This is a genomic window from Streptomyces sp. CA-251387 (assembly GCF_050936625.1).
Classification (GTDB): domain Bacteria; phylum Actinomycetota; class Actinomycetes; order Streptomycetales; family Streptomycetaceae; genus Streptomyces.
The window spans coordinates 4,121,864-4,135,141 of the sequence record NZ_JBNJMJ010000001.1; the positions used below are offsets into that span (position 1 = coordinate 4,121,864).

General features: G+C 70.7%; 11 protein-coding genes and 1 pseudogene. 5 read left to right on the plus strand and 7 right to left on the minus strand.

Annotated elements, in window-relative coordinates; genetic code table 11:
* Positions 1–148: 148 nt before the first annotated feature.
* The gene (locus ACQEV2_RS18215; protein WP_433042113.1) at positions 149–1,006 is read left to right on the plus strand and encodes a helix-turn-helix domain-containing protein; all 858 of its coding nucleotides are present in this window, start codon (positions 149–151) and stop codon (positions 1,004–1,006) included.
* Between the two features lie 265 nt (positions 1,007–1,271).
* The gene (locus tag ACQEV2_RS18220) at positions 1,272–1,463 is read left to right on the plus strand and encodes a DUF397 domain-containing protein (protein WP_433042116.1); all 192 of its coding nucleotides are present in this window, start codon (positions 1,272–1,274) and stop codon (positions 1,461–1,463) included.
* A 124-nt stretch (positions 1,464–1,587) separates the two neighbouring features.
* On the opposite strand, the gene ACQEV2_RS18225 is transcribed toward ACQEV2_RS18220, so the two are convergent.
* Positions 1,588–2,427 carry a hypothetical protein gene (locus ACQEV2_RS18225; RefSeq protein ID WP_433042119.1) on the minus strand — a complete coding sequence of 280 codons (840 nt, stop codon included), beginning with the start codon at positions 2,425–2,427 and terminating at the stop codon, positions 1,588–1,590.
* A 108-nt stretch (positions 2,428–2,535) separates the two neighbouring features.
* Between ACQEV2_RS18225 and ACQEV2_RS18230 the strand changes: the two genes are divergently transcribed.
* Complete coding sequence (locus ACQEV2_RS18230; RefSeq protein WP_433042122.1) at positions 2,536–3,321, plus strand: SDR family oxidoreductase; 786 nt, start codon at positions 2,536–2,538, stop codon at positions 3,319–3,321.
* Positions 3,322–3,483: 162 nt separating this feature from the next.
* Positions 3,484–5,058 carry a sodium:solute symporter family protein gene (locus ACQEV2_RS18235; RefSeq protein WP_433042125.1) on the plus strand — a complete coding sequence of 525 codons (1,575 nt, stop codon included), beginning with the start codon at positions 3,484–3,486 and terminating at the stop codon, positions 5,056–5,058.
* Positions 5,059–5,381: 323 nt separating this feature from the next.
* On the opposite strand, the pseudogene ACQEV2_RS18240 reads toward ACQEV2_RS18235, so the two are convergent.
* The 3 genes and pseudogenes from ACQEV2_RS18240 to ACQEV2_RS18250 form a co-directional block, all read right to left on the minus strand.
* Positions 5,382–5,923, minus strand: a pseudogene (locus ACQEV2_RS18240) (RNA polymerase sigma factor); the annotation flags it as partial.
* Between the two features lie 55 nt (positions 5,924–5,978).
* The gene (locus tag ACQEV2_RS18245) at positions 5,979–7,094 is read right to left on the minus strand and encodes an ADP-ribosylglycohydrolase family protein (RefSeq protein WP_433042128.1); all 1,116 of its coding nucleotides are present in this window, start codon (positions 7,092–7,094) and stop codon (positions 5,979–5,981) included.
* A 146-nt stretch (positions 7,095–7,240) separates the two neighbouring features.
* Positions 7,241–9,718: a tetratricopeptide repeat protein gene (locus ACQEV2_RS18250; RefSeq protein WP_433054557.1), complete on the minus strand. Its 2,478-nt coding sequence runs from the start codon at positions 9,716–9,718 to the stop codon at positions 7,241–7,243.
* A 109-nt stretch (positions 9,719–9,827) separates the two neighbouring features.
* Between ACQEV2_RS18250 and ACQEV2_RS18255 the strand changes: the two genes are divergently transcribed.
* Positions 9,828–10,337, plus strand: a complete 510-nt coding sequence (locus ACQEV2_RS18255; RefSeq protein ID WP_433042131.1) for a DUF2165 domain-containing protein — start codon at positions 9,828–9,830, stop codon at positions 10,335–10,337.
* 6 nt (positions 10,338–10,343) lie between these two features.
* Here ACQEV2_RS18255 and ACQEV2_RS18260 read toward each other — a convergent pair whose 3' ends face one another.
* The 3 genes from ACQEV2_RS18260 to ACQEV2_RS18270 all read right to left on the minus strand — a co-directional run bounded on the left by ACQEV2_RS18260 (position 10,344) and on the right by ACQEV2_RS18270 (position 13,243).
* Positions 10,344–11,528: a DUF418 domain-containing protein gene (locus ACQEV2_RS18260; protein WP_433042134.1), complete on the minus strand. Its 1,185-nt coding sequence runs from the start codon at positions 11,526–11,528 to the stop codon at positions 10,344–10,346.
* A gap of 82 nt (positions 11,529–11,610) precedes the next feature.
* The gene (locus tag ACQEV2_RS18265) at positions 11,611–12,162 is read right to left on the minus strand and encodes a hypothetical protein (RefSeq protein ID WP_433042137.1); all 552 of its coding nucleotides are present in this window, start codon (positions 12,160–12,162) and stop codon (positions 11,611–11,613) included.
* Positions 12,163–12,250: 88 nt separating this feature from the next.
* Entirely contained in the window at positions 12,251–13,243 is a 993-nt protein-coding gene (locus ACQEV2_RS18270) for a glycosyltransferase family 2 protein (RefSeq protein WP_433042140.1), read from the minus strand.
* Positions 13,244–13,278: the final 35 nt, after the last annotated feature.

Genomic DNA, 13,278 nt, shown 5'->3' on the forward strand with positions numbered 1-13,278 from the left:
CGCATGTGCCGGGGGTTTCCCCGAACTGGCGTGTATCCAGCGCATATCCACCGTTTCCCAGCGGTAGGAAGCACCTTGGTGGCAGTCTGCTCAACAGCAGATACGCAAAGTGGCAAACACAAGGCAGGCAGCCGGAGGTGCACGTCCCGTGGCGTCCAATGTCAATCCCACCGTCAGGCGACGCCGGCTGGGCCAGGAGCTGCGCCGGCTCCGTGAGCTCAAGGGCATGACGGCCGAAGAGGTGGCCGAACGGCTGCTGGTGTCGCAGTCCAAGATCAGCCGACTGGAGAACGGGCGGCGCAGCATCAGCCAGCGCGACGTCCGCGATCTGTGCGGGGTCTACGAGGTGGAGGACCACCGGATCGTGGACTCACTGATGCAGATGGCCAAGGACTCGCGGCAGCAGGGGTGGTGGCATTCGTTCGGCGACATCCCGTACAGCGTCTACATCGGGCTGGAGACGGACGCGGCGAGTCTGAGGGTGTACGACCCGCAGGTCGTCCCTGGGCTGTTGCAGACCAAGCAGTACGCGGAGGCCCTGATCGCGGGGGCGTTGCCGGAGACGGCGCCCGCCGAGATCGAGAAGCGGGTCCAGGTGCGGATGCGCCGACAGGAACGAATCTCCACCGAGGAGAACCCGCTGCGGCTGTGGACCGTCCTGGACGAGGCCGCCCTGCGCCGGGTCGTCGGCAACCGCTCCCTCATGCGTGACCAGTTGGAGCAGCTGGTGGAGCAGTCGCAGCTGCCGCACGTCACCGTGCAGGTGATCCCCTTCGACCTGGGCGCGCACCCGGGCCTCAACGGGCAGTACGCGATCCTCGAGTTCCCGGACGCGGCCGACTCCAGCGTCGTCTACATCGAGGGCGTGACGAGCGACCTGTACCTGGAGAAGGCGAACGACGTCCAGAAGTACAGCGTGATGTACGAGCACCTGCGGGCGCAGGCGCTGAACGTGGAGCAGTCCCGCCAGTTCATCGCGGACATCGCCAAGGAGTACGCGCGCTGAGCAGCCCGCGCGCAGCCCGTCCCGACCGGAAAAGCGCCGTACGTCCAGGGAAGCGCCGTACGGTACACCGTCTCCCGGGCGGGATGGAAGACTCCAATGGAATATGCCACCCAGCCGAGTGAATAGTCGCTTCGTCAGCCGATGTTGGCGAGTAGCGTCGATCACGCCACCGAGCAACAAAGGTTGGCGTGAATCGCCTTGCGGGTCCCGGTCCGGACTCGTCGGGCGATGACAGCAACTCAACATCTGGCAATTCGGAGCAAACATGGCAATTCGTCAGGGTTCCACGGACACGTGGACCAAGTCCTCGTACTCCACAGGAAACGGCGCGTGCGTCGAGGTCAAGTCACCGGTCGCGGCGGCCATGGCGGTGCGGGACTCCAAGGTCCCCGAGGGCCCGATCCTGGCGTTCCCCGCAGACGCGTGGAACACCTTCGTGGCGTCGGTCAAGGCGTAAGGGGCGGGTCTGTCTGATCCTCACCCTCAACCGGCCTCACGATCGACAACTGCACAAGCACCACAGGTAGAGCCCTCTCGACCAGCCCGCCGTCCTTGCCGAGGGGGCTCGGCTGTGCCCGCGTTCAGCGCAACTCGGCGACGTATCGGTCCGTCCCCGGCACTGTCGGAATGAACGGTGCCACCAGCTCCACCCGCCCCAGACCCGACTCGTCGATCATCCTGCCCAGGTCGGCGAAGTGCCCCTCCCAGCACCGCCTCGGGTCCGTCTCCAGGAACCACAGGAGCGTCAGGCGGGTGTCCGTGCCCTCGACCTGCTTGACGTATGACATGCGGTCGAGGGGGAGGGGGGTGGGCCGGAAGATCGTCACCAGCGCGGCCGGGGAACCCGCCAGGCGCTTCGGAAGGTGCCGGGCGCGCAGCCACTCCAGCAGTTCGGCGCGCTGCTCGGCCGAGTCGGCGTCGATCACCTCGACCACCAGGCCCGCGTAGGGGTGGTCCAGGGCGTGGAAGTCGCGTGGGCCCGCCGCACCGTCCCGGTAGACCGTCGCCTCGTGGTCCTGGAACGCCGTGAAGACGTGGGTGCGGTCCTGGTAGACGCGGGCGTCGCGGTTGAGGCGTTTGTTGATGGCGACCGTCCAGCGCATGTGGTCGTCGTAGCGGCCCGCGGTGATCCAGTACGTCGAGATGTAGCAGCCGGCGGTGACCGGCTGGGCGATCGCCGACTTCTCGGGGTAGCGCAGGAGCTGCAGATCCCTGGTCGCCACCCAGCGCCGGCCCGCGTACATCCAGGGCATCGCCATCGCGCCGGCGTAGTAGTGGTCGTCCTCGTACCAGCGGTTGTAGGCGTACTCGTGACCCGGGTGCGGTTCGACCATGGTGATCAGGGCGTGGCCCGGGTGGACTCCGTACGGGCCGACGGCGGCCAGTTCGGCGTACGCCTCGCTGCGGGTGTCCTCGCTCATGCCGTTCCCTTCCTTTCCTTCCTGCCCTTCCTTCCGGCCTCGGACGCCCATACTCTGACGCTCCGTCAGATAATGTGCCAGAGCCGGGACGAAACCATGGAGGGCCCGATGTCACTGCTCACCGGCAAGACCGTCGTCGTCTCGGGAGTCGGCGCCGGGCTCGGTCACCAGGCCGCCGCGGCGGTCGTACGGGACGGCGGGAACGCGGTGCTGGGGGCGCGGACGGAGGCGAACCTGGCGAAGAGCGCCGCCGAGATCGATCCCGACGGGGCGCACACGGCGTACCGGGCGACCGACATCACCGACGAGGGGCAGTGCGAGGCGCTGGCCGCGCTGGCCCGGGAGCGGTTCGGGGGGATCGACGCCGTGATCCATGTCGCCGCCTGGGACTCCTACTTCGGTGGCCTGGAGGACGCCGACTTCGCCACCTGGCAGTCCGTCATCGACGTCAACCTGCTGGGCTCGCTGCGGATGACCCGCGCCTGTCTGCCCGCGCTGAAGGAGTGCGGAGGCTCGGTCGTGTTCATCGGCACCCAGTCCGCCGTGGCCGCCCCGTCCCAGGTACGCCAGGCCGCCTACGCCGCCTCCAAGGGCGCCCTCACCAGCTCCATGTACTCACTGGCCCGGGAACTGGGCCCCCATCGGATCCGGGTCAACACCGTGCTGCCGGGCTGGATGTGGGGGCCTCCCGTGCAGGCCTACGTCCAGTTCACGGCACAGACGGAGGGCGCCCCGGAAGCGGACGTACTCAAGCGGCTGACCGAGCGGATGGCCCTGCCCGAGCTGGCCACCGACGGGGACGTGGCCAACGCGGCGGTGTTCCTCGCGTCGGACCGGGCGCGGGCGATCACGGGGCAGTCGCTGTTGGTGAACGCGGGGGAATTGATGCGCTGAGCGCCTCTTTTCAACCCCTTTCAGCTGTTCATGTGAGTGAACGCAGGTCACCACGCAGAACTATTTTACTGCCTGTTGACCTTACGTGCGCTTGTCGTGCCCGCGCCACCCTACCCACCATGGGCAAGCCGTTCACAGGACGGAACCCGGGGAAGGGGTCACATGAACAGTCTCGACTGGGCCGTGCTCATCGGCTACTTCGGCGTGATGGTGGCGATCGGCGTCTGGTCGCACAAGCGGGTGGACAACGTCAGCGACTTCTTCACCGCGGGCGGCAAGATGCCCTGGTGGCTGTCCGGGATCTCGCATCACATGTCCGGATACAGCGCGGTGATGTTCACCGGGTACGCGGGCATCGCCTACACCTACGGCGTCACGTCCTTCGTCACCTGGTCCTTCCCCATCGCGCTCGGCATCGCCATCGGCTCCAAGCTGTTCGCGCCGCGCATCAACCGGCTCCGCTCACGGCTCCATGTGGCCTCTCCGCTGGAGTACCTGAAGAACCGTTACGACCTGAAGACCCAGCAGGCGCTGGCCTGGTCCGGCATGCTGCTGAAGATCGTGGACGTGGGCGCGAAGTGGGCCGCGATCGCGACGCTGTTGTCGGTGTTCACCGGGATCTCGCTGAACCAGGGCATCCTCATCACCGGCACCATCACGGCGATCTACTGCACCATCGGCGGCCTGTGGGCGGACGCGCTCACCGAGTTGGGCCAGTTCGTCATCCAACTCCTCGCCGGGGTCGCGATGTTCGTCGCGGTCCTCATGGAGCTGGACGACAAGGGCATCGGCTTCTTCAGCGCCTGGGACGAGCCGGAGCTGCAGGGCCACGGTGAGCCGCTGGTCGGGCCGTACGGCACGGTCTTCCTGCTCGCCTTCCTCTTCATCAAGCTCTTCGAGTACAACGGCGGCATGCTCAACCAGGCCCAGCGCTACATGGCCACGGCCAGCGCGTACGAGGCCGAGCGCTCGGCACGCCTGTCGGCGCTGCTGTGGCTGGTCTGGCCGGTCGTCCTGTTCTTCCCCATGTGGATGTCGCCGCTGCTGGTCACGTCGCAGAAGGGGGACGGCTCCGACTCGTACGGCCTGATGACCGAACAGCTGCTCCCGCACGGCCTGTTGGGTCTCGTCATCGTCGGCTTCTTCTCGCACACCATGGCCATGTGCTCCTCCGACGCCAACGCGATCGCGGCCGTCTTCACCCGGGACTGCGCGCCGGTGGTGTGGCGCAGGGCGCGGACCTGGACCGAAGGGCAGGGCCTGCGCGTCGCCCGGATCACGACCGTCGTCTTCCTCGGCCTGTCCATGGCGGCGGCGACGCAGGTCAACTCCCCCACCTTCGGCGACATCATCACCGTAGTCATCAAGTGGGTCGCCGGCCTCATGGGCCCGATGGCCATCCCGATGATGCTGGGCCTGCTGCGCCCGTTCCGCCGCTCCGGCCCGACCGCCGCGCTGACCAGCTGGTCGATGGGTCTGCTCGCCTTCTGGCTGGTCAACTACCCGATCAGCTGGCAGATCGAGGGCGGCGTGCCGCTCCAGTACCAGGTCTCGATCCCGCTGGCGGTGTCGATGGTCCTGTACATCCTCGTCGGCTTCATCAAGCCGGAGGACACCCCGGAGCGCCTCGCGATCATCGAGAAGATCAACACGGACGGGGACGGGGCCGCGGCGGCCGCGATCCCGGCACCGGCGGGACCCTCGGACGCCGTGGTGCCCACGACGTCCAAGGACTGATCCCGCGCGCCTGCTTTCCCTGGTATGACTCCCTGTCAGTTCCTCGGCACCTCACCGACCCGGTCGACGATCCCGACGCCCAGCAGCGCCTGCTCGTCGGTGCCGAGGAACTTCAGGGACCGCTTGTCGAAGACCCACGTGTCCTGGCCGTCGCGGTCCTCGAAGGTGAGGCCGACGCCCTTGCGCCCGGCGATGTCCTCGGCGTCCTGGACCACCGAGACGCCGGGGATCTTCGCGGCGGCCCGGTAGAGGGCGGCGTTGAGGTCGGGGAGCAGGGTCGCCGACGGGAGCATCGCGCCGGCGGTGACGAGGGGGACGGCGAGGGCGGCGAGGCGCCGGCGCCGGGTCCGTACGGAGCCGGGGTGACGCCGAGGGCCTCGGCGGCGGCCGCATAGCTCAGGCCCGACCAGACGCACAGGGCGAGCACCTCACGCTCGGGTCTGCGCAGCCGGCCGAGTGCGGCGCGGGCGGCGGCGAGCCGTTCGGCGTCCGCCATACGGCCGACCAGCTCGTCGGCGAAGTCCGGCACCGACTCGCGCTCCGTGCGGCGGTCGGGGAGCCGGGCGAGGGCGGCACTGTGGCGGCGGGCGATGCGACGGGTGTTGCGCAGGACATTTGTGGCGATGCCGTAGAGCCAGGGGCGCAGGCCGTCGCCGTCCAGGGCGTCGGCGGGTTCGTCGCGTCTCAGCCGCTCGCGTAACCGCCACGCCTCCAGGAAGGTCAGGGAGACCACGTCCTCGGCGACGCCTCGGTCACCTGTCAGACGGGCGGCGTGCCCGTAGAGAGCCTGGGCGTGCGCGGCGAAGAGTGCGGCGAAGGCCTCGGGGTCGCCGGCCCGTATCCGGGCGCGCAGGGAAAGTTCCACGCCCTCCCCTGTCCGGCCGTCGGCAGGCGTCCCTATGACGCCGCACACATTCGAGTCAGGCGCGCGGGTACCGGGCGAGCCAGCCCGGCGACGACCCGGCCGGTCCGTGCAGGGCCGGGCCCTGGGTCATCTCCATGGCGAAGTCGTCGGCGAGTTCGAGGATGGTGGGGCGGCCTTCCAGTTCGGCCAGCCAGGCGGGCGGGAGGGCCGTCTCGCCGTGCAGGGCGCCGAGCAGCCCGCCGGTGAGGGCGCCCGCGGCGGCGGAGGGCCCGTCGTGGTTCACGGCGAGGCAGAGGCCGTGCCGTACGTCCTCCCCCACCAGGGCGCAGTACACGGCGGCCGCGAGCAGCCCGTCCGCCGAACCGTCGGCCGCGAGCTCCTCCACCCGCGCCGGGGTGGGCATGCCCTGCCGGACGGCGCCCAGCGCGTGCTGCAATGCGTCCGACACGGGCTCGTGCCCGGGCCGCAGGGCGAGCAGGGCGCGCGCCCGCTGCACGGCGCCGTCGAGGCTCTCCCCGCAGGCGAGCCCGTGCACGATCACCGCGTAGGCGCCCGCCGACAGATAGGCGACGGGGTGACCGTGGGTCTGCGTCGCGCATTCCACGGCGAGCTGGACGACGAGTTGCGGCTCCCAGCCGACGAGCAGCCCGAAGGGCGCGGAACGCGCGGTGGCCTCGGGCCCGAGCTCGGCGGCGTTCTTGGGTGACTCCAGCGTGCCCATGGTGTCGTCACCGAGGCCGAGCAGGAGGGCGCGGGTCGGGTCCCGGCGGGCGTACAGCCACTCCTCGCGCGCCAGCCACCCGTCGTCCTTACGGCGCTCGTCGGGCCCCCAGTCCCGCTGTGTGGCGGCCCAGCGCAGATACGCCCGGTGCACGTCGGTGGGCGGATGCCAGGCGCCGGTGTCCCGTCTGACCTGTGCTCTTATCAGCCCGTCGACGGAGAACAGGGTCAGCTGCGTGAGATGGCTGACGGCGCCGCGCCGCCCGTACCCGAACCCGAGATCGAGCAGCCCCTCGGGACCGTACTGCTCCTTGATCTCGTCCAGCCCGAGCCCGTCGACCGGAGCGCCGAGGGCGTCCCCGACGGCCGCCCCGAGCAGCGTCCCACGCACCCGGCTACGGAAGTCCTGCTGCTCGGTACGGCCCCAGACGGCGCCGGCTGTCGCACCCATCGAGACCTCCCCGTGACACCGTCCGTCCGCACGACAGTTCGTCACTGTAATCGACCGGGGACGATCGGTTCAGGGTGTGGATCGGTATGCGAGGTGTGGCCGAAGTGAACCCAAGTGGGCGGCAATGAGCAGCCTTCACGAGGAGTTCACGAGTTCACGGCGGACAGCCGGGCCGCGCGCTCCTCATCGGCGGCGGCCCGGACGTCGTCGCCGAGTCGGCGGTGGACGGCCGCCCGCTGGAGCAGCGCCCAGGCGTACGACGGCCTGCGCTCCAGAACCCGGTCGAGGTCGGCGAGGGCCTCCTCGTGCCGACCGAGGTTGGCCAGGGAGGCGCCCCGGCTCGCGCGGGCGGAGCCGTACCCGGGCTCCAGGGCGAGCGCGTGGTCGTAGTCGGCGAGGGCCTCCTCGTCGCGGCCGGCGACGCGCAGGGCGTCACCGCGCTCGCAGCGGACCCAGGCCCAGTCGGGGTCCAGAGAAACAGCCCGGTCGAGGTCGGCCAGTTGCCGTACGGCATCGCCGAGGTCGCGGTGCACGCGGGCCCGGCGGACCAGCGCCCAGGGGTAGTCCGGCTTGAGCTCCACGGCCCGGTCGAGGTCGGCGAGCGCCTCGTCGAGCTGGTGGCGGCTGAGGCGGACGGCTCCGCGGGAGGCAGCGGCGGAGGCATCACGGGGGTTCAGGTCGAGCGCCCTGTCCAGGTCGCGGATCGCCTGGTCGTGGTGGTCCAGGACGCGGTGGTACTCGCCGCGCAGGGCGAGGCTGCGGGGGTCGTCGGGGGCCAGTTCGAGGGCGCGGTTCAGGTCGGCTACGGCCGTGTGCTGGTCGCCGGCGAGGTCGTGCGCGATGGCGCGACCGCGGTAGGCACGCGCGGCCACCGTGGGGTCGAGCAGGACGCTCCAGCCGTTCTCGACCGGCCCCACCCCCGGCGCGGAGACCACCGGGCCGGCATACGGCACGCCGCCCTGCTGGACCCCGGCGCCGGGAGGCGCTGTACCGCTCGCCACCGGCGCGACCGGCACCGAGCGCCTGTCGAACCCCGCCCCCCGCAGCACGAGGTCGAAGGCCGCGGCCGTCCCGCCGCCGCCGAGCGCCTCCGTCAGCTGCCGCCCCCACGCGGCCGGCGCTCCCGACTCGGCGTCCCTCCCCGCCTCCACCAGCACCCACGCCCACCGCGAGGCGACGGACTCGCCGTGCTCGCAGGCGTCGACGACGTCCCCCAGCACGCTCGTCAGCGCCGACCGCTCCCCCGCGCACAGCAGGTGGTACAGCTCCGCCAGCCGGAACTCCCGCCACTCCTCGTCCGCCCACAGCTCCTCGGTGCCGCGGCCGGCTTCGGCCTCGGTCCGCCACTGCCGGAACACCGAGGCGAGCGCCTGCTGCCGGGCCGCCCAGGTCCTGGGCGCCTGCTGCCGCTGCAACCGCAGCATCTGTGCCCGTACGACGTCGTGGTACCGCACCCGGCCGCCCCGCTCGCTGACGAAGGGCAGGTCCCGCAACCACGTGTACAGGCCGTCCGGTTCGGCGTCCGCAGGCTCCACGACCGCCCGGAACACGTCCGCGTCCAGCCGCCGCGGCAGCGCACACGCCAGCGCGACCGACCGCCGTACCGGATCCGCCTCCCACTTCAGGAACCGCTCCACGGCCGTGGCGCTGGGATCTCCCACGTCGGCCGGGTCGGCGGGGCGGCTCTCCGCGAGCGTCGACACGAGCACCGGCAGTCCGCCGGTGAGGCGCAGTACCTCCGAGACGACCGGTTCGGCCACCACGCCCTTGCCGGCGAGCAGGTCCCGCGCCTCCGGCTCGGTGAACGGCTGGAGCGGCAGGTCGGTCATGAAGTCGCCGAAGCCGCCCCAGCGGACGGAGTCGAAGGGGAGCTGGCCGGCCGTCACCACGACGAGTGTGGCGGGCAGCGGGCCGTACCGCTGCGAGGTCATCACGGTGTGCAGCCAGCCGTCGAGGAACGGGCCGGTCCGTTCGTACGTGTCGAAGAACAGGACGATCCACGGCACGGCGGACGCGGCCTGGACGAGCTCGTTCAGCAGCACCGGGGTGAGCACGGTCTCCGGGGCGAGAACGAGCTGCAGGTCCTCGTGGCTGCGGAAGCGCGCACCGAGACCGGATCTCAACCGATCGGCCCCCGTGGCGAGTTGAGCGGGATCCAGCGCACCCGCGAACGCCCCGATCCCCGGCACCATCCCCAGCCCCACCAGACCGGCCCGCGCCACCACCATGCTGCCTGCCGACGGCCCCGGCGGCTCCGTCGGCGGCGCGGCGACCGCCGCGAGCTCCGCCTCGTGCCGGCGCTCCCGGTGCGCGGTCAGCAGCCGGTCCAGTTCCTTGAACCGCCGCCCCTGGGAGGCGAACTGACGGCTGATCGCCTCCAGCGCCTCCGGCACGCTTCCCGCGCTCTCGTCCACGTACGCCGTCAACGCCCCGCGATCCCGGGCGAGTTGCTGCATCTCCCGCATCAGGAAGGTCTTGCCGACACCCGCGTTGCCGTGCACGTGGAAGAGGAACCGATGCCGTTCGTCCTCCGGCGAGGTGTCGAAGTTGGCGCGGAACGCGGCCCGTTCGGCACCGCGGCCCACGAATCCGGCACGGCTGCGCCTGGCGATCAGCTCCTGCATCGACGGTCGCGACTGCGCCACGCGTAGGTCCTCCCCCTCGGCTCCCCTGCACCGTCATTCTGGCTCAATGCCTATGGGAGGGACCCGTCCGCCAGGGAAGATGACCACCATGTCGACAACACCCCCACGCAGCGCCCTCCACCTCACCGCCACCCTCCTCACCGCGACCGCCGCCCTCTACATCGCCCTGGTCGCCTTCGGGAACATCACCGACTTCGGCACGAACCAGCAGTTCGTGCGGCACGTCCTGGCGATGGATACGACGTTCAAGGACGACGACCTGATGTGGAGAGCCATCACCAGCAAGGGACTCCAGGACGCGGCATACGTCGCGATCATCGTCTGGGAGACCGTCGCCGCCCTCGTGCTCATATACGGCACGTGGTTGTGGTTCCGCCGCGACGACCTGCGCGCCCGCCGCTTCTCCACTTACGGCCTGCTGATGCTGATGCTGCTGTTCGGTGCCGGGTTCATCGCGATCGGTGGTGAGTGGTTCGCCATGTGGCAGTCGGGGGACTGGAACGGGTTGGAGGCGGCAACCCGGGTGTTCCTCTTCAGCGGGGTCGTGCTGATCGTCAACCATCTGCCGTTCGGGCAGGCACGGCAGAGCGACAACTGACGGGTGTCAGTGGCGCAGGGCCCATTTCTGGACCGTCTCCAGGGGCCCTGCCGAGAAACGCCGCAGCCACAGGGTGGACCCGACCATCAGCACCGCGCAGACCACGGCCCACAGTCCGACCACCCACCACGGGCCGGTGCCGCCCAGCCGCTCCGCCAGGCCCAGCCCGATGCCGTACGAGACGAGCACGCACAGCACGTTCTGGAGGACGTAGCCGGACAGCGCGGTGCGGCCGACGGAGGTGAGCCCGGTCATCAGCGGGCCGGGCCGCCGTACCCGGTCCACCAGGGCGCCGATCAGCCCGATATAGCCGAGGGCCAGCAGCGGGGCGGTGCCGTACCGGGCGAGCAGGAACAGGTCCGGGCCGCCCAGTGCCGCCGCCACGTTGAGCGGCAGCCCGAGACCCAGCCCCCACACCAGCAGGCGGGAGCGCAGCCGGCGCCCCGTCTCGTCGGCGCCGAACGCCCCGGCCCGGAACAGCCGTACGCCCAGCAGGAAGAGGAAGACCAGCAGGAAGAAGGTCAGCACCGGCTCCATGCGCAGTGCGATCGCGTTCTCCAGGCGGAAGGCGATCTGGTCCAGGTAGCCGCCGTGCGTGTACAGGCCGACGACGTCACGGGAGACGGTGCCGCCGTCGCCGGTGCCGGGCGAGGCCAGGACGGCTGCCGTCAGCAGGCCGATCACCGTCAGATGCAGCGCCGCCGCCCACCACATCACCCGCCGCTGTGCCCGCTGCGAGCGGGTCAGCAGCCAGGCGACCAGCAGTGCGGTGACCGCGTACCCCATCAGTACGTCCCAGGCGAAGACCAGGACGAAGTGCACCGTGCCCTCGCCGAACAGGAACAGCGCCCGCCACCGGTAGCGCTCCGGCCACGGCTGCCCCCGCCGGGCCGCCGAGCCGTACTGGATGGCCAGCCCGACGCCGAACAGGATCGTCAGGAGCGACAGGAACTTGCCGTTCGCGAGCACACTGAACGAGGCCTCGACGGCGTCCGCGGGCGACCCGAAGGACAGCTCGCCGGAACTGGACTCGAGCGCTCCCCACTCCGCGCCCGGACCGGTGAAGATCCATACGTTCGTCATGAGCGTGCCCAGGATGGCCACCCCGCGCAGTACGTCGAGGAGGGGAAGTCGCCGTCCGGTGGCCGAGATCTCCGGCCCCCGCAATGCTCGCGCGTCCGTTTGCGTCATGCACTCATCGTCGAGGCGGCAACGGCCCGAGTCGTCGTGAGCGAAGTCGAACCTGCCGTACATCGAAAGATGCAGAGGACGCCTACTTGACCACGACCACAGTGGTGCCCGTCTCCCCGAACTTCCACAGCGCCGCCCCGTCGGCCTCGCGCATCCGGATCCCGCCGGTCTGCTTGCCCGAGGCGGGCGGGGGCGAGGAGCCGTCCACGGCGTTGGAGAAGGCTATGGAGATGCCGGACTTGGCGGCGAAGTAGACGATGTTCTCGATCTCCACGCCGTCCGAGCCGGTGGTGGCCTCGTTGCGCGACGACACCGCGTAGCTGCCGACGTCGGGGCTCACCGTGCCCGGCCAGACGGCGAAGGTACGGCGGCTCGCGTCGCTCGCGTCGACCAGCCAGACCCGCTTCTGGCCGAGCGAGTAGACGATCCGGCGCCCCGTGCCCGAGCCGTCCGGCACGACGGCGGGTCCGGCGGACTTCGAGGGGGCGGGGCTCGCGCCCGCCGACGCCGACGCGCCCGGGCGGGCCGCCGTGGCCGTCGGGTGCGGTCCCTTGTCGGCCTGCACGGCGAGGACGGCGACGGCGGCTGTCGCTCCCACCGTCAGACCGGTCACCCAGACCTTGGGGGCAGGCACGGGCACGCATCTCCTCAGTATCCGGCCCCGGCATCGAGTGATACGGGGGTCGGATCATCGTACTGCGAGCCCTGTCGGCCCCGGCGGCTCAGGACCGACCGGGGACGTTCCGGACCGGCACGGGCCCGGTGCCGGCGCCGTGGGCGGTGTAGCGCGGGGAACGGGCCGGGGCCGCGTAAGCGAGGTGCGCCAGGCGGGACTGTTCCTGACGCATGTGCATGAGCGACTCGAGGATGTACCCCACGAGCAGGACGAGCGCCGCGATCGTCATGATCGCCGCGGCGAGGATCGCCGTGGGGATGCGCGGCACGGTGCCGGTGCGGAGGAACTCGGCGATGACGGGGACACCGAGGACGACCGAGACGAGGGCCAGCAGACCCGCGACCACGGTGTGGACCAGGGAGGGCCGCTCGCGCCGCGCGAGATCGAGGATGACCCGCAGGATGCGCCAGCCGTCCCGGCAGGTGCGCAGTTTGCTCTCGCTGCCGGCGGGCCGGACGCGGTAGTCCACCGTCACCTCCGCCGTGGGGAGCCGGAGGTGGAGCGCGTGGATGGTCATCTCGGTCTCGGTCTCGAACTCGCGGGCCAGCGCCGGGAAGGACTTGACGAAGCGCCGGGAGAAGACCCGGTAGCCGCTCAGCATGTCGGTCACGTCGTTGCCGAACAGGGACCGCACCGCACCCGTGAGCAACTTGTTGCCGGCCGCGTGCCCGGCCCGGTACGCGGCGCTGACCGTCTCGCGGCGGGCGCCGACCACCTGGTCGTACGGCCCCTCGAAGAGCAGGTCGACCAGCTCCCGCGCCCGGGACGCGTCATAGGTGTCGTCGCCGTCGATGATGAGCAGGGCGTCGGCGTCGACATCGGCGAAGGCACGCCGGATGACATTGCCCTTCCCCTTGCGCGGCTCCTGCCGGACGATCGCACCCGCCTCTCGGGCGACCTCCACCGTGCGGTCGGTCGAGGCGTTGTCGTACACATAGATGTCGGCCTCGGGGAGTGCCGCCCTCAGGCCGCGCACCACCTTGCCGACGGCCGCCTCCTCGTTATGGCACGGCACGACACACGCGATCGTCGGTTCCACGGCCGCTCCTTACCCGAACCGGTGCCGAATACAGC